Origin of the sequence: Vibrio sp. ArtGut-C1 (genome assembly GCF_002105475.1) — a bacterium.
Taxonomy (GTDB): Bacteria; Pseudomonadota; Gammaproteobacteria; order Enterobacterales; family Vibrionaceae; genus Vibrio; species Vibrio diabolicus.
The window spans coordinates 43201-69187 of the sequence record NZ_NCTH01000025.1 but is presented as its reverse complement, the minus strand read 5'-3'; the positions used below and the strand labels follow the sequence as shown (position 1 = coordinate 69187).

Sequence of the window (25987 nt, the reverse complement as noted above, 5' to 3'; positions counted from 1 at the left end):
GTCACCATGGATATCGTCGTTGATAGCCACACCCATACTATTGCCAGTGGACATGCCTACAGCACCATTTTAGAGAACGCATTGTCTGCCAAGAATAAGGGGCTAAAACTTCTTTGTATCACCGATCATGCTCCCGAGATGCCAGGAGCCCCTCACTACTGGCATTTCAATAATCAAAGAATTTTGCCCCGTTTTTTACACGATGTAGGTATTCTCCGCGGTGTCGAAGCCAACACGCTGAATGTGAAAGGGGAGATAGACTTACCACCTTCCTCTGACCAACACCTTGACTGGGTGATTGCGAGTTTCCATGAACCCGTATTCAAGCCCGCAACCGAAGCTGAGCATACTGCCGCTCTGATAAATGCGATTAAAAGCGGCAGGGTGGATGTTCTCGGTCACTTAGGCAACCCAAATTACCCATTCGATATGGAACAGGTGCTGCGCTGTGCTAAAGAGCACAATGTTGCGGTTGAAGTTAACAATACATCTTTGACAGGCAAAAGCCGTAAGGGTAGTGATTCCCGTTGTGATCGCATTGTCGAGCTGGGCAAAGAGATTGGCGTTTACTTCAGTACCGGATCTGATGCGCACTTCTGTGAAGAGATCTCTAAGTTAGATTTGGCGATTGCTTTGCTGGAAAAACACGGTGTGGAAGAAGAGAAGATACTCACTACGTCGACGAGCCGATTCTTGAACTTCTTATTGCTGAGAGGTAAGGCGAGGATTCCAGAGTTTAAGGATTTTTACTAAGTAAAATCCCAAACACATTAAACGAAGTATTTTCTTATACAGCCCTAAAACCCGCCAAGCTGCGGGTTTTATTCGTTTTGGGGAGGCGTAGAACAGACAACGCGACTGTCATATAAAGCGTGAAAAGAGGAATCAATGAAAAAGGGAACGAAGGCCATAATTCGAGAATATTATAGGCCGAGCGGGAATTTTATTGCTCTTAATCAGTCATAAGGTTATGAGCCGCTTTTTGTGTTCCGCTGTTCAATAACGAGCGATAACAGGCGAACAAGTAGGGACTGAGCTTCAGGAGACAGCAAGCGTGCAACGGCCATTAGATCATCCGCTGTTACGTGTTGAACGCCTCTTATATCTAATGCGATGTCGAGATCGGTCAAATGCAGAGAGCGTAGTATGGAGCGATATTGGGAAAGTTTCAGGTCGGATTCTCCACGCTCTATCCGTTGATACGTTTTCACGCTCATCCCTGCGATGTTTGCCATTTGTTCACGGGAGAGGCCACTCGCTTTTCTTCTCGCAATCAGTGCTTCAATAATAGGGTCGACCTGCATGTGCTCTCCTGAAAGGACAGTTTTGACCTAAATAAAGCAAGAAGTGGACCAGTTTAACCATCTCATATTTACCTGTTTTGCAATCAGTATAAGAATAGCTATCTAATAAAAATGTACATATTTTAGTCAGTTATAAACTCAATGGAAAAGTATCAATCATACAAATCAATAGAGACAAAATCCTCAATTCGCAAAATGCAACGCATTTTAGATCAATTATTTAGCGAGCTTAATGAGCAGCATCGTGTCACTAAAGAAAATGTTGTCGCTCTGACTCGACAGTCTCAACAGAGGTTGATGAACTACAAAGAGCTTTATCTTCATAAAGAATCGATAGGTGAGGTAGAGTTGCAGATTGCGTATGAAAATATGAGTGTGACTGAGAAGCAGGTCGCGGATATGGGCGTTTCAGCATTAACTTATATCATCGGAGCGTTAGATAAAGCGTATTAATAGAATGGGCAAGCTAGCTTAGATTTAGACAGTTTGGATAACACCAAAAAGAAAGGATGCAAATGCTGGGGAACCACACCCAGCATTCGGACACTCATTTACCTATAGTTTCGAACCGTAAATCAGTGTTTAGAGGTATGTGAACCGAACAGTGTCGGTACGCAGCGAATAATAGCGATATTGTCCGATCTAGGCTACGCTCCTGGAATCTAACACCTTTACTTGAACTGTAAATTAATTTGTACACCCATCCAAAATTGAGCGGTTGAGCTCGTTCTTACTCTCATTAGGCGATAAAAGACTGATTAGTGATGAAAATAACAACACATCTTAGGTGAATGAGGAGAGTTGTTAAAATATATCGCTATAAGATTGACCTTTTGCTTTTCAATCGTCCTGCTTATGCCTTACAATCTTTTCGAACCAAATCCATTCACGACGAATGGGGTTGATGAATTAAGATGAACAATTTTGCTTCGAACCCAAAGTTGTGCGCATTTCATCAACGATGACATCGCCCAAAACGACTCTCAAGTGTTCATGTGCAATTGAATTAACCACCTTTTGCTGCATGTTTTCTTAGCCATACAAGGCTCTTGTAACATAGTGCTCTTGTAACCAAATTTTGGTTGAGTAGAGCGTTTTGTTGGGTGTGCTTTGGATGTAGCACAACTGGCGAGAAATAAACGGATTGAATTTAGAGGTATTAACCGTGAACCTAAAACTTGTCGGCAGCTCCCTGATCGTTGCAGGTACTGCTCTTGGCGCTGGTATGCTTGCTATACCAATGGTGCTTGCTCAATTTGGCCTCCTCTGGGGCACTCTTCTTATGTTATTCATCTGGGCTGGGACGACTTACGCTGCGCTGCTCCTTCTTGAGGCCAGTTGCAAAGTAGGCGGCGGCGTGAGCATGAATGCAATTGCTCGCGAAACGCTAGGTAAAGGTGGCCAGTTGGTAACCAACAGCTTGCTTTACGCCCTGTTAGTTTGTCTATTGATGGCTTATATCATTGGTGCGGGTGATCTCGTACAAAAAGTAACAGCCTCAATTGGGCTGCCAACATCTACGATCGCAAGCCAAGTCGGTTTTACTCTTTTAGTCGGTATCATTGTTTCGGCAGGCACAGGGGTTGTAGATAAGCTTAATCGCGGTTTGTTCCTAGGCATGATCGTGGCGCTGATTCTGACACTTTTTGCGCTTGCACCAAGCGTCTCGTTTGAGGGACTTGATGAAGTCGTGAGTGACAATAAGATGGCGCTAATTAAGACAAGCTCGGTGCTTTTCACCAGTTTCGGTTTTATGGTCGTGATCCCATCGCTTGTAACTTACAACAAAGAAGCGAGCAAAACTCAACTGCGTAATATGATTATCGTGGGTTCAACTATTCCGCTTGTTTGTTACTTATTATGGTTGTTAGCGGTTGTCGGTAACCTACCACCTCATGAGCTTGTTCAATACTCCAACGTAACGGAGTTGATCTCGGTATTAGGTCAGCAATACGAGGGTTTGGAGTTTATCCTATCCATGTTCACTGGGTTAGCACTGTTAACATCGTTCTTAGGTGTGGCAATGGCGCTATACGATCAAAATGCAGACCTACTGAAAGCAAGTAAGCCAGTGATTTTTGTTACTACTTTTGTGCTACCACTACTAGGTGCTGTATATGCGCCAGAACACTTCTTGGCTATTCTTAGCTACGCGGGGATTATTCTTGTGTTTCTCGCGGTCTTTGTCCCATTATCAATGACAATGAAAGTGCGTCGAGTGCCAGTAGAAGATGACAGTATTTATGAAGCTGGTGGCGGCGTAATGGGAATGAGCATGATCTTCCTATTCGGCTGTTTCTTGCTGTTTGCCCAAGCAGTATAAAATCACGCTAGCTTATTTAAAAACTGAGCCGCCCGTTGTATAACGGGCGGCTTTTTTGTGTTTATAACCCAAACACAGAGGACTTAAAAAGTTATCAATATCAGTGATACTTTACCTTTCTCTGATAATCACGATAAGCTTTGACCTTGTAGTAAAACTCCTTGGCGAAAGACTGACATGTGCAGTGATTCACCTACCTATTATGTTGCTATTGATATTAATAAGAGGCTCTGTTGTGTCAAAGCAATTATCTTTTGCCATGGTTGGCGTTATATTGTCTTTAGGTGTGTTCAGTACAGAAGTGATGGCTGACCCGAAACATAGGCATGGTCATCGATATGATCACCATCATGAGCATCACCATCATCATAAACGCAAGCACAAGCATAAACATAAGTATAAACATCGTGACGTTATTTATGTGGAGTCTCGACGACCAAGACGCAGTTACTACTACCACGACCGAATTCCTCGTAATAGTACCTACATAAAGATTGGAGATTTCACCTATTTAAAAGTGGATGATCGTTATTATCGTCGCTCCAATGACCGCTATATCCATGTTGAATTCAACTAGAGTGGGAAAGGCAGTATAGCAAACGTGATAACAGTTTTGAGCCGAGTGGCAACAACACTAAAAACTAGGCGTTCTAAGTCTAGATACCACTGCGATAGAGGTCTAAAAACAAAAACAGCGAGCATTGGCTCGCTGTTTTTGTTTAGGTGAAGACTAGACTGTAAATCGGTTTAATATTTGATCTTGTTTATACACATCTTCTTGCTGTGCCTGCATAGCATCGTTAGTTCGATTTGCAGATTCGGCGACTTGAGTCGATAGGTCTTTAATATTCACCGTATTGTTGTTGATCTCTTCCGCAACTAAGCTTTGTTCTTCCGCCGCTGAGGCGATTTGTAAGTTCATATCAGAAATACGCTGAATCGCATCACGAATACGTTGTAGCGCGTTGTTTGCCAAGTCTGCTTTTTCTACGGCTTCTACAGCGCTACCCTTGCTTTGATGCATAGCATTTGCCACAGATGATGCGCCAGATTGCAACTGCTCAATCATAGTACGAATTTCTGTTGTTGATTCTTGAGTTCGTTGCGCCAGTGTACGAACTTCATCAGCAACGACGGCGAAGCCTCGGCCAGATTCTCCCGCACGTGCAGCCTCAATCGCGGCATTCAACGCGAGTAAGTTCGTTTGGTCCGCAATATCGTTGATGACTTTTAGAATCGTTTCGATGTTGGCGGTTGCAGATTCAAGCACTTGCACTTCTTCGACAGCAAGGTCAATGCTATCGGAAAGCATGTTGATCGTTTGTGTTGATTCACCGACCACAGAAGAGCCCTCAACCGTTGCTTGATCAGCTTCTTTGGCTGCACTCGCTGCGCCTTGCGCATTATTGGCAACTTCAGTCGCGGTAACAGACATCTCGTGCATCGCGGTGGCTAATTGTTCTAGCTCTTGTAGCTGAGTTTGAATAGCACCTGCCGAATCTTTTGCACCCTCAGCGGTGATTTGAGTGCCATTCAAAATTTGATCAGAAATACTCTTCGACTCAATAATTTGCTGTTGCAAGTTTTCCATGAACGTATTGAAGTTTGTAGCAAGCTCTGAGAATTCTTGGTCAGTATCAGTTTCAAGGCGCTGTGTAAGATCGCCTTTCCCTGACGCAACATCTTTAATCGCGTTGTTTAAAGTGTCCAGCGGACGCATGAGCGTGCGAATGAGTAGAGTCAGTGCAATAACAGAAGCAATCACGGCAATGATTGAATAAATAATAGCGCTGTTGCGAAGCTCTCCTACGGCAGAGTAGGCGATAGCTTCATCAATAACTGAACCTACGTACCAGTTCTCGCCCGGGATGTGAGTCAAGTTAATCATATAACGATCGCCATCGATCTCAATGTGTTGCGTTGATTGTGTAAGATCAACCTGTGGCAGGTAGCTACCAACTTTTTCACCGTTGTACTTACTTTGAGGGTGGGCAATGGTTGTCCCATCAGCGGTGACCAAAAATAAGTAACCAGCGTCAAACAGATTAACTTGGTTGACGAGGTCAGAAAGGGTAGTTAGTTCGAGGTCATAAAACATACCAGCTAAGAACTGGCCGTTTTCTTTTACAGGTGTACCAACAGAGATGATTACGTTTTTTGAAGACGCATCGACGTATGGGTCTGTTACGACCAAATCGCCTTTGTTTTTAGCTGCGATGAACCAAGGACGTTGACGCGGATCGTAGTCTGGTCCTGCTTCCCAGCCGTCGTCATTTTCAATCACGAAGCCATTGCTTTCATAACCAAAGCCAATCGCAAGAAAGCTGGCTTTTGGTGTTGGTCGCTCAAGAATGTTCTGAACGTAGTTGTGTGAACTTGGATTAAGTTCGATAACTTCAGTAATAGAACGAGCGAGATCCTTTTTAGCATTCATTTCTGATTGCACGGTATTGCCAACACTGGTCAATATCTCGTTCACACTCGAGTCAATGTGCTCCTGCGTTTGGGAGCGGATCGTCATAACTTGTTGCGTCGACAGTAGTGACACGGTAATTAGCAGCAAAAATGACGAGGCTGTGACAACCTTATGTCTAAATTTCATGAGCTTTCCTCTGATTCTCCCGGTTGGCTTCACTATGCTTTCACCTCTTTTTAAACGGGTGAATCCGCATCAAGAGAAACCTATTGTGTTTGGTTATCTTTTTTATCGACATCTTTGTCAAAAACATGAGTCTATTTGTTGTCTTTTTTAACCAAATTTAAACAAAACGGTAAGTTACGACAAAAACCGTGAGTTTGATCAGGTTTGTGCGCTCTGTTAATGAAAGCGTCATAATGAAAAGAATTGTGTAAAGCATAGTGTTTCAGGTTGGCGTTATTGGTGAGATGAGAGCGACTTAACTGTCGTAAAAGGGGGCGTGATTGGAGCTGTTCGTTGTAAGTTATGAGCGTTTGCTAATTAAGTGATCTGAATAGAGCTGTAGATAGAGTTTTAGACATAAAAAAGGCCCCGACAATGCGGAGCCTTTGTTGATTGATGCTTTGATTTTAGAAAATCAGATGAGCAACACCAGCAATCACAGGTAATGTGATTAGCGTACGCAGAATGAAAATAACGAACAGTTCTACAATGTTTACTGGAATTTTGCTGCCTAGTAGTAGGGCGCCAACTTCTGACATGTAGATAAGCTGAGTTACTGACATTGCTGCAATAACAAAACGTGTCATTTCATTATCAATTGATGCCGCTAAAATTGCCGGGATAAACATATCCGCAAAGCCAACAACAATAGTCTGTGATGCGGCGACAGCTTCTGGGATTTGCAGTAGCTCTAGGTATGGAATGAATGGCTGACCTAGAATTTCAAATACAGGAGTGTACTCTGCAATCACTAATGCCACGGTACCCAGACCCATAACCACAGGCAGTACACCAAACACCATGTCGATTGCGTTATGTACGCCCTCTTTAAATACCGACTGAACAGATGTTACCTGACCCGCGCGCTTAAGTGCTAGATCCATACCCCATGAGAATGTGGTGTGGCCTTCTGGTACGGCGTCAGCATCTTTATCTGGGTTGCTTCCATCAATGTAACGATCTTTCTTCAGGCTTAGCGGCGGTAAGCGAGGAATGATAACCGCAGCGACAATACCTGCTAAACAGATTGCGCCGTAGAAAGGTAGGAACAGATGCTCTAACTGTACCTGAGCGATAACCACTAAGCTAAACGTGATCGATACTGCTGAGAACGTTGTCCCGACAACTGCGGCTTCACGCTGAGTATAGAATTTATTTTCGTACTGTTTGCTGGTTAGCAAGATACCAACACTGCCGTCGCCTAACCAAGACGCCATACAGTCAATTGCGCTACGTCCAGGCAGGTTGAATACCGGGCGCATTATTTTACTCAGTAATGCGCCAAACAGCTCAAGAAGACCAAAGTTCAGAAGAAGCGGAAGGAGTAGGCCCGCAAAAATGAACACCGCAAACAAAGTTGGTAGAAGACCGGTAAGAACAAGGCCACCCGTATTTTCTTCCCAAATCGCTTTTGGACCCACTTGGAAGAATGTCATTAATACGGCTGCACCACCGATTAAGCGAACAATAAGCCAAAGTGGCGATGGATTGAAAAGACCGTTTAAAAATCCATTACGTAAAATCGCTGCAGGCTTGAAAATTTTGCAAAGAACAGAAGCGACTGCCATGAAAGCGATGATACTGGTGACGATAGCGATCAAGGTATCGCCTAATATTGCCGGGATGACTTTTGCCATAACCGCAACAGGGATAGTTAGGCCGCCATCGTATGAGATCGGAGCCATAAAGAGTAGAAGACCGATTAGGGAAGGGATGAAAAACATCCAAAAGTTGCCCTTAGGAGCTTCAGTAGCATTAGTGGTGTTATGCATAGTTGTCTCGTGTTACTACTAGTCAATACTTGCCATTTCCATGACATAAATATTCACTAAACATCCGTATTTAATCACAGTTTTGCGGAGGGTACCCGCAAACTGCATCCATTGCAATACTATTCATTAAATACATCTAGTTATTCAGCCGATTTGTCGGGTAATTGGTCAAATAACGTATAAGTGTATACGAATATGTTGCTTGTGTTAGAAAATTGTAGCACGGAGCGCGGGCAGCGCAGAGAATTATGGGGCGCATTGTGACTGGAATAATAAAACGCTAAACAAATGTGACTTTGATCTAACTAACTTTTTGCCGGAAGCCCTGTTAGCCCTAGCTGTTATAAGGTTTTTTAGCTGCGTTACAACACGATAAAACGTTTATTATGATGTGCAGCGGTGAGAGAGTTGAGCTACAACCGATTGAAGCATTCGGCCTCAATCGGTTCGAGATTTTATGCTTTTTGTTGGCGACTAAGCACGTAAAGGTAACTCCAGTAGATCAGAGCCGTAGCGAAAGCCAATATTGCAGGGAAAACGAGCGTATATAATCCATACACCACGAATAGTGCGGCTCCTGCGACACCGCCAAGCAAGAATCCGAAGAAAATGAATAGGAATAGCTTTGCTTTACGTCGATCAAATTGACGACCTCTTAAGCTTTCTCCAATCATAATCCCCAGATCGGTGATGATCCCAGTCATATGTGTGGTTCTGACTACTGCGCCGCTGAATGTAGTGATCATTGCGTTTTGTAATCCACATGCTGCTGACGCTAGATATTGGCCGTACAAATCCCCTTGCACCAAAAAGCCCAAACTGAGTAGGAGCAAGCTCCCTTCTATGCACAGTGCAACACCATATCTTCGCCCTAGTTTTAACGCACTGCTCTCAATAAAAAAACCGCTAAAGGCAGCACCGATCAAAAAGCTAAATACGATGAAGAGCAGGTGAATGGAGCTATCCACACCTGTTAGCAAGCTGTTCCCTAGCTGAGTTACGGTTCCCGAAAGATGTGTTATCGCTTGATGTTGAAAGCCGAGAAGACCAACGGCATTGACGCAGCCCGCGAGAAGGGCAAGTAGAAACGCGCCATATTCCACCCAACGAGGAAGTCTGGAAATCACAATAAAACCCCACCAAATGTTAGGAGCCGATTATAACGCTCACACCGCGTTACGAAACCCCTTACAGTAAAACTCGGTTGATCATTCTCAAAAAAATCTCATTTATCGAGCTTTTGCGTTGACCGTGATAACGACATAGAGGGGGATTTCCCCTACCTGATGTGTTCCATTGTACATTCGAAACTCACCCATCCATGTTTCCTCTGCTCATAGATGGAAACCGTTGGTTGGTGGAACTCTTTATCAGTAAAAAGACCGACGGGAATGATCATGATTTCAGGAAATGTAGAGACCAATAAGCGCATTGTCGTGCCGCAAGAAGGGCAAAACTCATACTGAACCTCGCTGCCATCATCCCCCATTCGGGTATAGCAGGTGACTTCACCGTTTAAGGTTACGTGCTCTTTATCAAAGCGAGCCTGTACCCCAAACACACTGCCTGTCCGCTTTTGGCATTCAAAACAATGGCAGACAGATGTACGGATGGGTTCTCCCTTACAACGGAGCTCAACTAAACCGCAAGCGCATTCGCATGTATGAATGGTTGTTGTCATCGTGATTACCTATTCTTCCCAATACACCAATGAATTTGGAACACTGAGAGCAGTGTCAGTGGCCAGTTATGAACTCTGGGCTTGAAAATCATTTGGATACAGTCAGTTTAGTTTAATTTTGAAACACTGAAGGGATGAAATCATTTGGGTATACAATGCTATACTCGCTTTTTCATTTATACCTTTAAACAAGGAAGTCTTCATGGCTCACAAAAGAATCCTGCCGATACCACTTATTCTTCTTATTCCGATCTTATTATTGGTCGTGGTTGTGATCGCGGGTGTTTATCGCTTTAGTTTGTCTGATGAAGAGATCATGGCTAAGTTCCCTCAAACGGAAGCAGAAACCAATGTTATTGTGCAAGAGACGCTGGGAATTACTTCACGCAACCCATGGACGATTCAAGTACCAGAGCAGGGAGCGGTCACTTTTCTTGATGAGTGGGATAAAGAAAACGGCTATTTGATAGGCGATTATGATGCAGGTGCGACAAAAGGTCAGGTACTCGTTCCAACTGCGTTTATTAGTCAGCGTGAGATTGAGAGTGTTTCATGGATTGCTGCACCGATGATTGTAACGACACAAGGTAGCGGTTCGTTTAACTATGTTGGCTTGTTTAAGTTTGACCCCGTGCCGAGCCGAGTTGTCCTTTTAGACAGTATTTTTGTCGGTGACCGCGTTAAATTTACCCAAATTACATGGGAAAGTGATGCCATTATCGCGCTTTCATATTTAGCGCATGGTGACGATCAAGCAATGGCAGATACGCCAAATCAATTAAATTCATCCACATTAAAGCGTGTAGGGAATAACTTACATATGCAACAGTGATGAATTTTTTTTGAGTTCTGTAAAAATTCAGTGTTTTCTGCGCTAGATCTCGAAATTTCATAGTGATTTCTTATACGGGAATGCATAAGCTATGAGCCTTGTTTGAAAGGAGATAGTAATTCCCGTGTCTACAAATGAAATTACAAGACGGTTGCCGAATCTGACAAGTCGTAGAGCGCTGCTGTTATACTCCTTGCCAGTTTTAGTTGCGATTGGTGTTTCTCACTCTCTCAAAGAGTCATCTTTAACCAAAACCATCGCATTGAACCTGCCTGAATCTCAGGTCGTTGAAAAAATTCTTGATGCGACAACTGCCGAAGTTGTCACTCCCCCGAACTTCGAATATCAAATCCAAGCAGGTGACAACCTAAGCACTATTTTTAGCCAGCTCGGTTTCGGTTATAGCTCGTTAATGAAAGTAATGGAAACGGATTTGAATTACCTTGCACTTGATACACTAAAGCCGGGCAATACGCTCCGTTTTTGGCGTGATGATGCGACAGGCGAGTTAGAGAAAATGGAACTGCAATTTTCTATTGCAGATAAAGTGGTCTACCAACTAAATAGCGATGGTAGCTATGATTTTACCGATATCTCGATTCCTGGCGTGTGGAGCCAAGAACCTTTGGTTGGTGTTATTCAAGGCAGTTTCTCTTCTTCTGCAAGTCGACTAGGTCTAACGTCGGCAGAAGTGAGTCAAGTTGTGAGCTTACTCAAAGAGCAGCTCAACTTTGGGCGTGATCTTCGTGCAGGTGATCGATTTGAAGTCGTTCGTCGTTCGCAAAGCATCAATGGTGTACCAACGGGCAAGAACGAAATTGAGGCGATTAAGATCTACAATCGTGGACGTGAAATCACAGCTTACCTTCATACCGATGGTCAATTCTACAATGCTAAAGGCGAGAGCTTGCAGCGCGCATTCCAGCGTTATCCTGTAAGTAGCCGTTGGCGTATCAGTTCTGGCTTCAATCCTAATCGTTTACATCCAGTAACGGGGCGTGTCGCGCCGCACAACGGTACTGACTTTGCCGTACCAACCGGTACTCCAGTCGTTTCTACTGGTGACGGTACAGTGATCATGACTCGTAAACACCCTTATGCGGGTAACTACGTGGTTGTTGAGCACGGCAGCAAATACAAAACCCGTTACTTACACCTAAGTAAGATTCTGGTGAAAAAAGGGCAAAAGGTTTCTCGAGGCCAGCGTATCGGTCTTTCCGGCAAAACAGGTCGAGTGACAGGGCCACATCTTCACTATGAATTGATTGAATACGGCCGTCCAGTTAACGCTATGCGAGCAAACATCCCAATGGCGAGCTCTGTTCCTAAGAAAGAGATGGCAACCTTTGTCGCGAACAGAGATGAAATGGATAAGCTATTACGCGATAAAGAGAAAGCAGTGCTGTAACAAAGTACTTCGCTCAAAAAATAAAAAGAGACTAAGCATAGCTTGGTCTCTTTTACTTTGTGCATTAACTAGATTTACATTCCATGACCGTCGCTTGTTTAGAGCTCTTAGGCGCTCCGCACTTCACGTTCATTTATCAGGTGTACGATTTCATCAACACTGTGTGGGCGAGAGTAGAAATAGCCTTGAATGTAGTGGCAGCCCATTTCAATTAATTTTTGTAATGCTCTATCGTCTTCTACGCCTTCGGCAATCAAATCCACATCAAGCAGTTCTGCTAATTGCGCTATCAAAAACACCACTTGTTCAGAGGTTGTATTTGAGAGCATGTTTTGAACGAAGGTTGCATCGATTTTAATGCTATCAATCGGATAATTGTGTATATAGTTCAAGCTTGAGTAGCCAGTACCAAAATCATCCAACGCGACCTTAAAACCTAAGTACCGCAATGAGTTAAGTACCATCTGTTCACGGCCACTTTGCGAGAGTAAAACGGTCTCGGTGAGCTCTATAACAAAGTCTTTTGCTTCATGCTGATACTTTTCAACCATGTTAGTTAGGTGGTTAATATAGCGGTTAGAGTCGACCAGCTCATACGCAGAGCAATTGATAGAGAGTTTAACTTTGTATCCTAAGTTGGCCTCTAGCTCTTGTTTTGCGATACATGCGAGCTCAATAATACGTTCACCCAACTCGATAATCAGGCCTGATTGTTCGGCAGCTTCAATGAATTCCGCAGGGGAGATGTTTCCGTAAACATTGCTGTTCCAGCGGGCTAGGATTTCAAAGTAATTCCAGCGATCGCTTGTGATATCTACGATTGGCTGAACAACGACATACAACTCTTCGCTATCATGTATGTCAGCGCTTAGTTGAATGCGCATGGCTTCAATAAGCTGCGTTCTACGGTGATAAAGGGCGCTAAGATGTGTGTCGTAATGCTGAATTCGTGTATCGCGATGTTTTTTACAGTCTTTGAGAGCGAGACTGGCATTCAAAATTAGCTCATCGCTGTTCAACATATGTACTGGTGCGCGCGCGATACCAATACTAACAGTGAAAGAAATTCGGTTAGATTTGTCGCTGTAGCCGCTTTCAATTTTGTCGAGTACTTCCTGACACACGGCGACAGGATCTTCGTCGTAAGTAATGAAGGCGAATTCATCTCCAGCGACACGAAAAGCGTTGTTTGGCGATGACAAGCTCTGTTGAATGGCGTTTGCCGTAAACTTAATAATTTGGTCGCCGATGTAGTTTCCGTTGATATCATTGATCGACTTGAAGTTATCGATGTCTAGATAAGCCAAACTGAATGGACGAGTGGCCTGTTGCGTCAATGTCTCCAAGGTATCAGCTAAACAGCTACGGTTGAGCAGCCCAGTTAGGTTATCATGCGATACTTCATAGCTAAGCTGATTAAGAAGCTTATCTGAACGTTCACTGACCCACTTTTCACGTAAGCTGTGAATAATGACATTGGCATAAAAGCGGTGGAAGTCGAGGATATCTTGAGCTTCCTTAGCGTGGATGCTTCGGGTAAAGGTAGACAATAAAATTCCCAGAACCTCGCCATTTTGTGTCTTCAATGGCAGGCCAATGTAAGCTTGAATGCCATCCTCTTGAAACATCTGATCTTCTGGAAAGCGTTTGTAAACTTGGTCCTGATAGAAAATATGTTCGCCAATGTCTTTTGCCACTTTTTCACAGGGGGTGCCTGAAAGGTGGTAGCTTAGATTGTCTGTAATTTTTCCATTGCTGGCGAAGGAGATGGTATGAGCCGAATGCTGAAGATGCGCAACTTCTACAACGCAAGTGCAATGGCTCTGCAATTGTTGATGAATATCTAACGTGACTCGGTTTAGCTGAGCCGTGCCGTTTAGCTTCAATATTTCATCAATTTTGTGGAAACTGATTTGTACCTGACCCATTGAGCATTTCACCTAGCGTTGTGATTACCATATCGTGTGAGACACGAAGAATTATTATTTGATATGCATCAAATAAACTATCGGTTACTAAGGCGAATTTTTCAAATTTTGTGAACGAACAAATCATTATTTTCATGTTTTTATGCTTGAACCTCATCGATATATAGCGCTAGAAATTCAAGCTAAGCACGCTTCTCCTCTTCTAATCGCGATTTGAGATAATCGAGGAACAGCTTAGTCCGGGTATGTTGATAATCCAGCTTTGGATAGTAGGCATATACAGTGGCTTTATCTGCCGTGATATCGGGCAAGATAGGCACTAACGCTCCGGATTTGAGATCATCTTTGATCATGACGTTATTCGTCATCAGAATACCCATGCCTCTTTTGGCACCATGAAACAGCGCTTCTGGGTTAGTCGTGGCAAAGTTACCGGACAAGCTGATACGTTTACCTCGATTGGTTTTGATTTCTCGTGAGGGCTTTTCACCCCAAATCAGGACATTATGCTCTGTCAGATCCTCAACGCATTGTGGGGTGCCGTATTTTTTTAGGTAACTAGGCGCAGCGTAAAACTGGGCTTTATGTTCGAAAAGCGCAGTGGCTTTGAAACTCAGAGAGTTCAGTTGCTCTAATTCCCGGCTAATAAACAGGTCTAAGCTTAGCTCTGGCAATTGGCCTGGTAGCGTTGTCGTTAATTGAAGCGTGATGTCTGGATATTTCTCAAGAAAATCATCTAGGTAATGCACCAAAAACTTAGAACCAACCGCCAGTGTCGCGCCAATTTTCAATAACCCCGCTGGTGATTGATTGACTGAGCGAGTTTCATCTAATACTGATTGCCATGAATCCAACTGATTTTTTGCTCGTTGATAAAACAGCGCACCAGCTTCGGTTTGGCTAATAGAGCGGGTCGTGCGTTTAAGTAGCTGAACGCCAATTTTATCTTCTAGCCATTGAACTCGTTTACTGATAGCTGAGCTGGTGGTATTGAGTTTCCGCGCTGCGGCATTAAAGCTACCTTCTTCGACCACACGAATATAACTCTTCACGCTTTGAATCCAGTCCATTGTGTCTCCTTGGGAATTAATTCCTTTCCAACTTAGCTGATTATCATCTTTGAGTATCAAATATACACTGTTTGCCATCAATCTGTCACAAAGTAGGAGGAACGTTTGCGTAAAACACCATTGTTATTAGCGATGATGATCATTGCCACAGGCCAAGTTGGCGTTAGTATTTATCTTCCTTCTTTACCATTGATTGGTCATGACTTGAATTTGCCGCAACATTCGATTCAGAATCTCGTCACACTATTTCTCGTTGGTTTCGGTATCTCTCAGCTTTTTTATGGCCCATTGTCTGATGCGATTGGTCGTCGACCAGTATTTATTCTGGGCCAAAGTGTGTACCTAGTTGGTACGGTTATTTGTATCGCCTTTTCGGACAACATTATTGCTCTTGAAGCGGGGCGGTTACTTCAAGGTTTGGGAGCGGGTAGTGCCTCGGTGCTTGGTCGCTCCGTATTGCGTGACAGTTATGACGGTATGCAATTAACTAAAGCGCTATCTTATATTTCAGTCACGGCATCTGTGATGCCAATTATTGCTCCGCTGTTTGGTGGTTGGATTGCTTTTCACCTGAGCTGGCATGCTGTCTTTGTGTTTGTGCTGATTTACTTAATGGCAATTTTTACGCTTGGTTTATTGGTGCTGCCAGAAACGCTGCCTTACCCGAAGCGAAAATTTAAAGTAGGGCAGGTGAGTGCAAATTATTTGCGCCTGTTAACGAATACTCAAGTGATTGGTAGTGCGAGCTACAACTGGCTTAGTTATTTATCGGCTCTGGTCACGCTTTCCTTGTATCCATTTTTAATGCAACAAGAGTTAGGCTTAACGGCGGCAGATTACGGTTCTTTGATGATCATACCGTCAGTTGGTTTGCTGACGGGTAGCTTGGTGCTTAATTTGATCAACGCTCGTTACAAAGCTCAGCAAATCTTGCTGATGAGTTTCGCGATTGTTGCTATTGCTGGCTTCATATTGTTGGTTACACCCTTCAGTGTATTTTCATTACTAGTGGCATTTACGTGTTTAAGTTTTGCCCAAGGCATGTCGTTTCCGGTATCAATTAGTTTGTTGCTGTCGCCACATAAGCAACAGGCCGGAGCGGTTTCTGCGCTATCTGGATCAATTCAAATGTGTTTAGCCGGGTTGTTTGGCGGATACTTGGTAGATTCTTGGGTCACGAATCAAAACCAGCTTGGGGTGTTTTATTTGTTTATTGCGTTACTTTCTTGTTTTGTTCTCGTACTAAGCCAATTTCGTAAAGTGCCAGAAGGGACGATTCAAGCAGAAACTTCCACCTGAATATACTTGCAACGAAAGAGGCAGCTTTCTAAAATGCGCTGCTAAATTAAGTCAGGATCATTGTGTATATTGAATGACTCAGTTTGAGAGGAAGAGGGCAATGCCTGAAGCTCCTCTCAGCTTGGGGATACCTTTCTGCCCAAATGACTATCCGATCTCTAATCGTTAGGTGAAAGAATGCAACAAAACGAATTTGAAACACTGGTAAAAGAAATTACTCAGCAAGAAAGCATGCCAAAGGCACTCGAAGTCTTGAAGGCGTGTGAGGAAGAAGAAGTTGCACAAGCGGCACAATCCCTAACGGGTCAGTTTGGTCTTGCAGAAGTTGATGGCGAGAAACGTATTTACCATATTACCACTCAAGAAGACGAGTCCGGAGAAGAGCAAGAATACGTGGAGCACGTTATGAATGAAGGCGATCACTTGATCAAATTTTCTGCGTGGTTCTTTGAAACATTCTTTGAAATCAAACAGAAAGATACGTACGTCGCAGCGGGTAAAACATACCAGCAACCTAAGCGATAGGCGCCCGTTTCGAAAAAGTAATCAGAACCAACCTGAAAGTTAATTACAAAATAAATGTGACGCCAGTCTTGTTTTTATCTAATTATGGTGTAAAATTACAACATAGTTAAGTCAATACATTCAGGAGAAGGTCATGGGTAACGAACTTGGTGGTGCTTATATTGGCCAGATGATTGCAAAAGACGCGATGCACAAAGCGCTTTACGGTAAAGCGAAGAAGAAAAAAGCTTCTGTTTTTGCTCGTGTTATGAAAAAACTGGCGAAATAATTTAAAAAGCCCTGATTGAAGAATCAGGGCTTTTTGCTTTTATCTGTCTTGTTTTTAGTGGCAGCCTACATATTGAACAACATTGGTAAACCACTACTCAAAGACGGATGGCATTTGAATCAAACGCTAAGCGGATTGGCTTGGTATCTCCACGACATTATTAGGCACTTTATCTAGCCCCTTTGCTGCTAACCACTTTTCTAAATCGTCAGCGCCTCCAACATACTTTCCATCCAACCAGATCTGCGGCACTGTTACCGGCGTTTTTTCTCCAATGATGGCTTTTACTTCGGGGATCATGCGATACAAAGCGGCGCTGTCTTTAACCACGTCATGATACTCGTATTGAACACCAGCATCGTCAAGTAGTTGTTTCGCTTTGACACAGTAAGGGCAGGTGGCTTTACCATAAACAATGTTGCCTTTTAGCTCATCGCGTTTGACCCATTCAGCGATAACTGATTGCACAAGCACGCCCCGGTTTAGCGCTTCTCCTTGGCTGACCACTTTTCCTTCGACAATAAGAATCGGTGCATGCCAGGCCCCTGCTTTTAATGGTTCCCACCAATGTGATAACCAATCTTTTACTTCCAGTTCAACGGGGACATCAGCGAGTTCGTTTTTAAAAGTATCCGTCAAAATATCTTTAGTTAACGTACATTCACCACAAGGAATATTGACTTTGAATGGACCCCAACTACCAGCCCAGCGGTACAGTGTAATTTTGATTGGTTGACTCATATGGTGTTCCTCATTTCCTTTCCTGAAAATATAGAACCTTGAAATTAGACTTTTCTTTCAACTAGCTTTGTCTTTTTCGATTCCCAGTGCGTAATAAACGCAATGGAGGCAATAATAATCGCGGCGCCTAGCCATAAACGACCAGGTGGTACCCAGCCAAACACCAACCAGCCAGCAACGACATTCAAAGGCAGTTTTGCGTGATCAAATGGTTGCACAAACGAGGCGTCTGCTACTGCATATGCTTTAACGATAGCCCATTGAGCGAGTGCTGTAAGCGCGCCTGCGGCTAAAAGTACGCCCCATATCGTCCAGGTATTTGGCATCGTAAATGTCGGTATTGCCAATAAGATATTAAACGGCGTTATCAGCAGTAATAAATAGACAACCATGGTTGAGGGCGGATCGTTGACCGACATTTTCTTTACCATCAGAGAATACGCTGCCCAGAAAAATGCGGCGCCAACAGGAAGCAGGGTCGCCCATGTAAATGAATCTGCCCACGGCTCAAGAATGATCATAGCACCAACAAACCCTGTTAATGTTGCTAACCAGCGTGCAGTACCTACCTTCTCTTTGAGTAACAAGCCAGATCCAACCGTTGCAAATAATGGAGAGGTCATCAGCAGCGCAATGCCTTGCCAAATCGGAACTGGATAAGCGAGTGCCCAAAGCCAAAGCTGAATCCCGATAACAGAGAGAAAAATACGGAAGGCATGCCAACCAAAGTGTTGGGTTCTTAGTGAGCGTCTAATTCCAAGTGTACGCAGATAGGGCAGAATGACAAATAAGGCAATAGCGTATTGGAATAACGCGAATGTGGTGGAAGAGACACCAAAGTTGATGCTAGCAATTTGGGCGAAGCTGTTCACTATGGCGAATGCCAAGCCAGCTGTTAGCATCCAGGACGCACCTTGAACAGGATGATGATTCAATTGAAAAATTCCAGTTTGATAGAGGTGGCGGGATCATACGTCCTATTGTTTTTCGCGCCAATAAAAAAATGCCTCCCAGAGGGAGGCGACATTACCAATTCAAAGGACGTGCCTGTTATAACAGGTACAAAGAACGAGAAGCACAAACGCTGCCATGCATTTGCATAATTAGTATTGCAGAACGCGTGCCAATTTTTATCTGTTTGATTTTAATTGGCTTTTTTGTTTTAGTTCGGTTGGCTATTAGGAGAAATGCACTAACTTAGTGACAAATCGCATTAAAAGAGGGCAGAAGCAGGAGTCGTTACGCTCGTTTTTCATTGCAGAGCGATGCTTGGATATTGTGAAAACTTATCGAGTTGTGTTGGGTTACACAAAAAATGGCCAGCAAAGGTGCTGGCCAAGTGGACTCGCTCTTAGGACAAGAGTGAATTAGAAATCGTAACGTACGCCTAGGCGCAGTGTATCTTCGCCTTCTGTTACTAGACCTGTTGCTGGATCTTTTGCTTCATCAAGTTGGTTGATGTAGTAAGACAGGTAAGTACGGAAGTTGCTGTTTAGTTTGTAGTAACCAACAAGCTCGATACCTTCAACGGTGTCGTACTTTGAACCGTTGTCTGGATCATTCTCTTGAGCTGTGTATAGCGCAGCAAGTGTCACTTTGCTCGCTACTTTGTAGCTTGCGACTAGCTCGTAAGCCGTAAAGTCTTCAGAGTCAGTCAGGGACCCTTGAGAATAAGTACCTGCTAGGTAAAGGTTATCCATCGAGTAAGCGATACCACCTAGAATTTGATCTTCAGAGTTGTCTTTATCTACGTCGCCACCAGAATATGCAAGACCGAGGTCTAGGCCCATTGGCAGTGAGTACATTCCAGAGATGCCGTATTTATCTTCGTTATCGCTAGAGTTTGCTTGGTAGGTTGCTTGCAGTTGTAGCGCATCAAACGCACCACGGTATGCGAAAACGCTGTCTTGCTTATCAGAAGACGAATCGATAACTTGCTGAACACCAGAGAACTCAGTGATATCCGTCATGTCAGAGATGATGATTGCAGCCATGTCTTGACGACCTACAGAGAAAGCACCGATATCAGAGTCGACACCTGCATACATGTAGCGGTTTTTGAATTCACTCTTGCCCGTTTTTTGCTCGGCTTCGTAAACACCGAATGCAGAAAGGCCATTGCCGATGTCCGTTTTACCTTTTAGATTAAGACGAGCGCGGCTTTTATCTTCCATTGAGCCTTCAACTTCAGCACCACCTGAACCGATGAAGTCACCACGGAACTCAACGCGGCCGCCAACTTTTAATTCAGTACCGTCGTTTTTGTATACTGTTGCTGCGAATGATGGTGCTGATACCAATGCTGTAAGAATTGCAGTAGTTAGTGCTGCCTTTTTCATTTTCTTATTACCCTAGTTGTAATCGATGGGCTTTCTTGCCCGATGTGTTGATGACGCTAAGGTAAACCCTGAAAATGAAAGATAGATTTCTGTTAAGTTATGATTTGATTGCACTTTTATTGCTGGCGAGAATAAGTGCCCCTTCTTATATCTCTTATAAAAAGAAAGGTTTTATCTTTTTTGAGGTTTTTCTGCCTTCTATTGGAGACCGTGCTTTTTTCAAAAAGTTCCTGAACCTATTTTGGTTCCAAAATGTAAGTAAATATTTCATTTTGACGGGAAAGTTATTTTCAAAAGTTGGGGTTCATCAAGTATTTGTGAGCACTATCTCGTTAAAGCATTTCTTTTTGTAAGGTTTTTACGCCTGGATTTTTTTTCGGATAAGTAAACGTTTGCTTTTTAGTTTTTTGCTGAGAATTTTTCACTCGGTTATCAGGAACTAATCAAATAAAGTGTCGGCAGTTGTTACACAAAGGTAAATCCATTCTGGCGGAAAAGATGCCCCAGAGGGCCTTTGTATTCCTTTCTGTGTTCATCATTTCGTTTTACGAAAGTGAATCAGAGCTGGGTCTAAAACTGACTAACCAACTAATAAGTAATGGATTTAGAAATGAATAAAAAATTATTAGCAGCGGCAATCGCAGCAGCAACTTTCGGCACTCAAGCAGTGGCAGTGGAACTTTATAATAACGATGGCACAACATTTTCGATGGGCGGCCACGTTTCTGTTAACTTAAATGGTTCAGAGCAAGGTGACACGGATGTTGGTACTAACTCTCCTCGTATCAATATCTCTGCGACACAAGATTTAGGCAATGGCTTCACCGCAGACGCACGTGGTGAATGGGCTCTAAACTACTTAGATGGCGGTGAAGAGTCGTTTAAAACTCGTCTAGGTTACTTAGGTTTAACACATGAGGTTTACGGTCGTGCAGTAGGTGGTACGCAATGGTCACCTTACTATGATGTAGCAGGCATCGCGGATATGCCAATTGCGTTTGCGAATGACTTCATTTACGACGATCACGGAAACCTAGGCACAGGTCGTGCGGATAAAATGCTGTCTTATCGAAATGGCTTTGATTTAGGCGAAGCAGGTGCGATTAACGTTGGTCTTGGATGGCAAGGCGCAAATAATGAATACACGCGTAACGACGCAGGTACTATCACTGGTGGTCTTAAATACGATGACCGCATGCAAGTTGCGCTTTCTTACGCAATCATGGGCGCGAAAATTGGCTACTCATACAACGGTGGTGACTTCCAACACCCTGCTTACACAGGTAAACACACCGCAGAATCACATGTTGTGTCTGCATCTTACGGCGCTTACGGCCAAGGTCTGTTCCTTGCCGCGGTATATGGTTCAAATGAAAATATGAACTTCAGTGTAAATGGCGACCGTTTGGCGGAAAGTGATGCGTACGAAGCGATCATCGCATACGCTCTAGCGAACAGCTTAAACTTGAGCGTTAACTACGAGATGGTTGAAGGTAAAGAGTTCAAAAATTCTAAAACAGAAACCGCTCGTGAGGAAATGGCACTGCAGGCAGAGTACAACTTCACGCCTAAATTTGTTGGTTACGCGGGTTACCAGTTTGACCTAAATGATGACCATGGTCGTGAAACTGATGACAAATGGGCGATAGGTGCTCGTTACTACCTATAATAGGATTTAGCGAGAACAATCATTCACCCTTATTGATTTAAAGCCAGCCTCGTGCTGGCTTTTTTGTCTATTTGTTTTGTAAATACCGTGATGTTTCAATTAGATGATACAAAACTCAAAACGGGGTGAATGTCTTATTTTTCACACTAGAGGATGGGATTTAGTGTCGTTAAGTCAATAGGTTAGATTATGATGAGGTTTTTGTTTTGCAGGGAAGAGCGATGAGCGTTATTCAAGTTGAAGAAAAGAAAGTAGAAGTGGGTAAAGTGCTTTGTGTTGGGCGAAATTACGTTGAACATATTCATGAGCTTGATAATGCGATCCCTGAGCAAATGGTGGTATTTAATAAACCCGCGACTTCCGTATCGACGACTCTGCGTTCATTTCATCAAGAGCCTCTTCATTACGAGGCTGAAATCTGTTTTCTGATCAAAGATGGACGTTATTCAGCGGTCGGTTTGGGATTGGATCTGACCAAGCGCGGTTTGCAGTCTTCACTTAAACAACAAGGGTTGCCCTGGGAGCGTGCTAAAGCGTTTGATGGCTCCGCAGTGTTTAGTCGATTTGTCTCTTTGGATAACATTGATATTAATGATCTTAACCTAGAGCTCTTGATTAACTGCGTTCGTGTACAAAAAGGTCACGTTAACCAGATGCTCTATCCGCCGCTAACCATTTTGGATGAATTAACGAGTTACACAACACTTCAAGATGGCGATGTGGTAATGACCGGCACACCAAAAGGAGTTGGTGAGGTGCATCAAGGTGACATTTTCCTTGGACGATTAAAGTGTGGTGATGTCACCTTGTTGGAGATTGAGTGGGTGGCGAATTAAAGCCAAATTCGCAGAACGAGAAATACCACCATGCTGATCACCGTCGTTAAAAGAACATTTTTAGTAAAGTACGCGATTAACGCAGCCAGCAAGGCAGCCAATAAAAATGGGTTGTGCACATTCACGCTGAGTGCTCCATCGGGAATGAAAACGATAGGCGCCCAGATCGCAGTGAGTACCGCAGGGCTGGCGTAGTTGAGCACTTTTTGTGTACGTGTCCCTAATCGCAGTGGTAGCTTGGGTTCTAAAAACAAGTAGCGGCTGGTGAAAACAAGTCCCGTCATCAGTAAAATAGACAACATGATCATTAGTGTTTCTCCTGTACTTGTTCCACAAAGTAGCCTGTAAGCATGGCTAAAATGCTCGAAATCATCAAACTTCCTTCCACTTGGTAATAGGTTAGGGCGACCGAGCTCACTAATGCCACGACAACACTCGCGAGCACCGCCATATTTTTAATAGTCGGAACTACAATTGCGATAAAAGTCGCGGCCACAGCAAATTCCAATCCCATTTCGTTCAGTTCAGGGATCAGGCTTCCCGCAATAATGCCCGTCAATGTCGCGATATTCCAAAACAGGTAAAAACTCAAACCAGCCCCAAGCGCATACCAACGATTAAATTGTTTATCGGAATGATGACCTACAATCGCAAACAGCTCATCAGTGAGTAAGAATCCGAGTGATAACCGCCATTTAAGAGGAAGTGATGCAATTTTACTGCGCATCGATACACTGTAGAGGAAGTGTCGAGAGGTGATAAAAAACGTTGTTAGTAACATGGTTACCAAGCCTGCCCCCGATTTAATCATCCCCATCGCGACGAGCTGCGCGGAACCTGCGAACAGAATGGCGGATAGTGCTTGTCCTTCCAAAGGGTGAAGCCCAGTATCAATCGCGAATGAGCCTGCGAGTAAACCCCAAGGTAACACCGCGATACTCAGTGGCATCATCGCAAGTGTGCCTTGCCAAAATAGCGCAGCTTTTGATTCTTCTTTTAGCAGCAAAGTGTGGTCCATAGTTTATTCTTAGTTGTTCCAAAATCAGGCTATCAAGGTAACGTGGTAGCGGCATAACGCCTTGTACAATATTGCTCTTTAGCTGTGACGAATGTATTGACCGGGCGTGACGCCCATGGCTTTTTTAAAGTGTCGATGCAGGTGGCTTTGATCATGGAAGCCACATTCTTGCGCTACATCTGAAATTTTTTGTCCAAGTTTGAGCAACTTCTTCGCCATTCGTAAACGTTGTTGAATTTGATAAGCATGGGGAGGGAAGCCAAACTGTTTTTGAAACTCTCTTAGCAAATGAAAAGGGCTTAACCCAGCCAGTTTTGCGAGCTCTTCTAGCGAGACGTCCGTTTGCGGGAAGTCTTCCAAAAACTCTTTGACCAACTGTATTTGTCGCTGAGCTCTGGTTGATTCTTTGAGCGGTGCCCGGTGGGTGCTGTGTTTGCTGGCTAGTTTGATCAACGTGCCGTAAATCAAAGTTTCTCGTAGTAGTCGGTTGTCTGATTTTTCTAGCGTTTCAAAAACCAATCGCAACTGATTTGCTAGTTCAGGATCATAAACCACAGGTTGAGGGAAATAGGGTAGCGCTACATTTTGTGAACCAAGCTCTTGCCCCAAGGTCTGAAACTGCTGTGGTACGGGGTACATTGCTTTGTATTCCCAACCGCCTTCTGAGGCCGAATGCCCGTTGTGTACTTCATCGGCATTAACAAGGATGATGCTGTCCTGTGGCGCGATATGATTTCCGCCTGTTCGAAAGAACTGCTGTGCTCCCTTCTCGATGACGCCAATAGTGTAACCCTCGTGACTATGGCGTGAGAAATTCTGCTTCTCGTACTTTGCATCGAGCAGTTCTAAACCACCGAGCTCTTGAGCTATCTTGAAGGTAGCGATTTCCTTATTCTTTTCTTTCATCTTTATCCGGTCTGCTCAAGAAAATCATCTTAGAAGTGTAACGGATCCATCGTGCTTATTTTTGTACAAAATTGCTATTCGATTTTTATAAATAGGCGAATTGATTGTTATTTTTCGTCCTGGCAAACTATGATTTTTATTTTCTGAATTATCTTGGTGATTTTGGGCTGGCTGTTGTCATTTTGTTGGTATAACATTCGCCGCTTTGTTGTAGAAAAAGCGGTTCCATCATGATTGATTTATCTGTACTTCCTGTTTATCTCACCGCAGTAGTGGCTTTGTTGCTGTTACCAGGGCCCGATATGTTGCTTATCGCGAGCTCTAGTATGAGTTACGGTAAGAAGGTCGGTCTGTTTGCTAGCTTAGGCAATGCGACGTCTGGTGTTATTCTTACTTTGCTTGCTGCAATGGGAGTATCTACCCTGATTGCAATGAGCCCAATCGCCCTTAAAGTCCTTCATCTCTTAGGTGGCGCTTACTTGTTAAAAATGGGTTGGGACTGCTTACGAGCTGAGGCATCTTCGGCTCCAGAGCTTGATGGTCAAAACAAAATGGCGTCAACTTATTATCAACGTGCTTTGATGAGTAATTTGCTTAACCCTAAAGCGTTGGTATTTTTTGTGATGTTTTTGCCGCAGTTTGTCTCAAGCAATATCACGGCATCTTCCGGTGAGCAGATGCTAGCGCTAGGGTTATTGTTGAACGTTCTTGGCTTGTCATTCAATTTATTACTTGTTGGGTTAGCAGGCACATTGGGCAAAGGGCTGCTCGAGAACGAAAAATTCCGCACGTATCAACATAAACTAATGGGGTTAGTGTTTGTTATTCTGGCGTTGTGGATGCTGAGCAGTTTCGCCTTATAAAGTTATCATATTCCATCAGAAAGCCAGCAATTGCTGGCTTTTTGTTTTAGGATATTGGTGTTTCCTAAGGAGAGGGTATATGAAGCTTGAATTTTGTTTAAATCCAGATCAAACAGACCTTGATTTTGTTCGTGAAGGTATTCGATCTTATAACCGACTGCATTTACCTGAAGGGGAAGTGCATACTGTAGGCTGTTTCGCTAAAGATGAGAATGGCAAGATCATGGGTGGCTTGACTGGCGAAATGTTTAAAAATACGGTGTTTGTTGAGTTTTTGTGGGTAGACGCTGAAAGTCGAACCTCTGGTCTCGGTAGCCAATTAATGTCGATGCTAGAACAAGAAGTAAAGCCTCATGGGGTTACCCATGTTTATTTGGATACCTACAGCTTTCAAGCTCTTGAGTTCTATCTCAAATTAGGTTTTGAGAAAGTGGGGCAGTACTCAGGCTATCCTGCAGAGGGCATCCACAAGTACTTTCTACAAAAGGAAATTGTAGGCTAGGGAAAAGCACGGGCTAGCTTGACTTGTTCTAGTTAAAATCAAAAAAAGAGGCGCGAATTTGC

Annotated in this window: 26 protein-coding genes; 13 read left to right on the top strand and 13 right to left on the bottom strand. The window is 43.6% G+C overall.

The features are described from left to right. The first annotated feature begins 6 nt into the window (after window positions 1-6). Window positions 7-753 carry a phosphatase gene (locus tag B7360_RS18765; protein WP_085344340.1) on the top strand — a complete coding sequence of 249 codons (747 nt, stop codon included), beginning with the start codon at window positions 7-9 and terminating at the stop codon, window positions 751-753. Window positions 754-968: 215 nt separating this feature from the next. Here the strand turns inward: B7360_RS18765 and B7360_RS18760 are convergent, their stop codons facing one another. Continuing rightward, entirely contained in the window at window positions 969-1304 is a 336-nt protein-coding gene (locus tag B7360_RS18760; protein ID WP_048625270.1) for a helix-turn-helix domain-containing protein, read from the bottom strand. Between the two features lie 141 nt (window positions 1305-1445). Between B7360_RS18760 and B7360_RS18755 the strand changes: the two genes are divergently transcribed. From B7360_RS18755 to B7360_RS18745, 3 genes are all read left to right on the top strand, one after another. Further along, a complete protein-coding gene (locus B7360_RS18755) occupies window positions 1446-1757 on the top strand; it encodes a hypothetical protein (RefSeq protein ID WP_006742087.1) in 312 nt (103 codons plus the stop codon). Between the two features lie 712 nt (window positions 1758-2469). Beyond that, window positions 2470-3627 (top strand): amino acid permease, encoded by a 1158-nt coding sequence (locus B7360_RS18750; RefSeq protein ID WP_085344339.1) that lies wholly within the window; start codon window positions 2470-2472, stop codon window positions 3625-3627. Window positions 3628-3862: 235 nt separating this feature from the next. Further along, entirely contained in the window at window positions 3863-4204 is a 342-nt protein-coding gene (locus B7360_RS18745; RefSeq protein WP_081441257.1) for a hypothetical protein, read from the top strand. A 153-nt stretch (window positions 4205-4357) separates the two neighbouring features. Here B7360_RS18745 and B7360_RS18740 read toward each other — a convergent pair whose 3' ends face one another. The 4 genes from B7360_RS18740 to B7360_RS18725 all read right to left on the bottom strand — a co-directional run bounded on the left by B7360_RS18740 (window position 4358) and on the right by B7360_RS18725 (window position 9721). Further along, window positions 4358-6229, bottom strand: a complete 1872-nt coding sequence (locus B7360_RS18740; protein WP_085344338.1) for a methyl-accepting chemotaxis protein — start codon at window positions 6227-6229, stop codon at window positions 4358-4360. A gap of 446 nt (window positions 6230-6675) precedes the next feature. Further along, window positions 6676-8040, bottom strand: a complete 1365-nt coding sequence (locus B7360_RS18735) for a YjiH family protein (RefSeq protein WP_085344337.1) — start codon at window positions 8038-8040, stop codon at window positions 6676-6678. Window positions 8041-8495: 455 nt separating this feature from the next. Beyond that, window positions 8496-9167 carry a YoaK family protein gene (locus B7360_RS18730; protein ID WP_005391213.1) on the bottom strand — a complete coding sequence of 224 codons (672 nt, stop codon included), beginning with the start codon at window positions 9165-9167 and terminating at the stop codon, window positions 8496-8498. Window positions 9168-9319: 152 nt separating this feature from the next. Next, window positions 9320-9721 (bottom strand): GFA family protein, encoded by a 402-nt coding sequence (locus tag B7360_RS18725; RefSeq protein ID WP_012842460.1) that lies wholly within the window; start codon window positions 9719-9721, stop codon window positions 9320-9322. Window positions 9722-9923: 202 nt separating this feature from the next. Between B7360_RS18725 and B7360_RS18720 the strand changes: the two genes are divergently transcribed. Further along, entirely contained in the window at window positions 9924-10553 is a 630-nt protein-coding gene (locus B7360_RS18720) for a hypothetical protein (RefSeq protein WP_085344336.1), read from the top strand. 124 nt (window positions 10554-10677) lie between these two features. After that, window positions 10678-11961 carry a peptidoglycan DD-metalloendopeptidase family protein gene (locus B7360_RS18715; protein ID WP_031780190.1) on the top strand — a complete coding sequence of 428 codons (1284 nt, stop codon included), beginning with the start codon at window positions 10678-10680 and terminating at the stop codon, window positions 11959-11961. A gap of 107 nt (window positions 11962-12068) precedes the next feature. On the opposite strand, the gene B7360_RS18710 is transcribed toward B7360_RS18715, so the two are convergent. Then, window positions 12069-13889, bottom strand: a complete 1821-nt coding sequence (locus B7360_RS18710; protein WP_006742077.1) for a bifunctional diguanylate cyclase/phosphodiesterase — start codon at window positions 13887-13889, stop codon at window positions 12069-12071. Between the two features lie 182 nt (window positions 13890-14071). Continuing rightward, the gene (locus tag B7360_RS18705) at window positions 14072-14959 is read right to left on the bottom strand and encodes a LysR family transcriptional regulator (protein WP_005391202.1); all 888 of its coding nucleotides are present in this window, start codon (window positions 14957-14959) and stop codon (window positions 14072-14074) included. Window positions 14960-15064: 105 nt separating this feature from the next. Between B7360_RS18705 and B7360_RS18700 the strand changes: the two genes are divergently transcribed. From B7360_RS18700 to B7360_RS25345, 3 genes are all read left to right on the top strand, one after another. Continuing rightward, window positions 15065-16258, top strand: a complete 1194-nt coding sequence (locus B7360_RS18700) for a multidrug effflux MFS transporter (RefSeq protein WP_085344335.1) — start codon at window positions 15065-15067, stop codon at window positions 16256-16258. A 177-nt stretch (window positions 16259-16435) separates the two neighbouring features. Beyond that, the gene (locus B7360_RS18695; protein WP_085344334.1) at window positions 16436-16783 is read left to right on the top strand and encodes a hypothetical protein; all 348 of its coding nucleotides are present in this window, start codon (window positions 16436-16438) and stop codon (window positions 16781-16783) included. A gap of 133 nt (window positions 16784-16916) precedes the next feature. Further along, a complete protein-coding gene (locus tag B7360_RS25345; protein ID WP_005391196.1) occupies window positions 16917-17051 on the top strand; it encodes a hypothetical protein in 135 nt (44 codons plus the stop codon). A 126-nt stretch (window positions 17052-17177) separates the two neighbouring features. On the opposite strand, the gene B7360_RS18690 is transcribed toward B7360_RS25345, so the two are convergent. From B7360_RS18690 to B7360_RS18680, 3 genes are all read right to left on the bottom strand, one after another. Continuing rightward, a complete protein-coding gene (locus B7360_RS18690) occupies window positions 17178-17792 on the bottom strand; it encodes a glutaredoxin domain-containing protein (RefSeq protein ID WP_053809571.1) in 615 nt (204 codons plus the stop codon). A gap of 44 nt (window positions 17793-17836) precedes the next feature. Then, the gene (locus B7360_RS18685; protein ID WP_053809570.1) at window positions 17837-18694 is read right to left on the bottom strand and encodes a DMT family transporter; all 858 of its coding nucleotides are present in this window, start codon (window positions 18692-18694) and stop codon (window positions 17837-17839) included. A gap of 465 nt (window positions 18695-19159) precedes the next feature. Next, window positions 19160-20131 carry a porin gene (locus B7360_RS18680; RefSeq protein WP_085344333.1) on the bottom strand — a complete coding sequence of 324 codons (972 nt, stop codon included), beginning with the start codon at window positions 20129-20131 and terminating at the stop codon, window positions 19160-19162. A gap of 610 nt (window positions 20132-20741) precedes the next feature. Here B7360_RS18680 and B7360_RS18670 point away from each other — a divergent pair. Beyond that, window positions 20742-21800, top strand: coding sequence for a porin (locus tag B7360_RS18670; protein WP_085344331.1), 1059 nt, complete (start codon window positions 20742-20744; stop codon window positions 21798-21800). Between the two features lie 221 nt (window positions 21801-22021). Continuing rightward, window positions 22022-22636, top strand: a complete 615-nt coding sequence (locus B7360_RS18665) for a fumarylacetoacetate hydrolase family protein (RefSeq protein ID WP_005391187.1) — start codon at window positions 22022-22024, stop codon at window positions 22634-22636. Here B7360_RS18665 and B7360_RS18660 read toward each other — a convergent pair. The 3 genes from B7360_RS18660 to B7360_RS18650 form a co-directional block, all read right to left on the bottom strand. Further along, window positions 22633-22944, bottom strand: a complete 312-nt coding sequence (locus B7360_RS18660; protein ID WP_006742072.1) for an AzlD domain-containing protein — start codon at window positions 22942-22944, stop codon at window positions 22633-22635. The genes B7360_RS18665 and B7360_RS18660 overlap by 4 nt on opposite strands. After that, a complete protein-coding gene (locus tag B7360_RS18655; RefSeq protein ID WP_085344330.1) occupies window positions 22944-23654 on the bottom strand; it encodes an AzlC family ABC transporter permease in 711 nt (236 codons plus the stop codon). Before B7360_RS18655 ends, B7360_RS18660 begins: the two co-directional genes overlap by 1 nt. A 78-nt stretch (window positions 23655-23732) precedes the next feature. Beyond that, window positions 23733-24560, bottom strand: coding sequence for an AraC family transcriptional regulator (locus tag B7360_RS18650; RefSeq protein ID WP_005391184.1), 828 nt, complete (start codon window positions 24558-24560; stop codon window positions 23733-23735). Window positions 24561-24790: 230 nt separating this feature from the next. Between B7360_RS18650 and B7360_RS18645 the strand changes: the two genes are divergently transcribed. Both B7360_RS18645 and B7360_RS18640 read left to right on the top strand, forming a co-directional pair. Then, complete coding sequence (locus B7360_RS18645) at window positions 24791-25423, top strand: LysE family translocator (protein WP_005375522.1); 633 nt, start codon at window positions 24791-24793, stop codon at window positions 25421-25423. Between the two features lie 79 nt (window positions 25424-25502). Then, window positions 25503-25925, top strand: a complete 423-nt coding sequence (locus tag B7360_RS18640) for a GNAT family N-acetyltransferase (RefSeq protein ID WP_085344329.1) — start codon at window positions 25503-25505, stop codon at window positions 25923-25925. Window positions 25926-25987 lie beyond the last annotated feature (62 nt).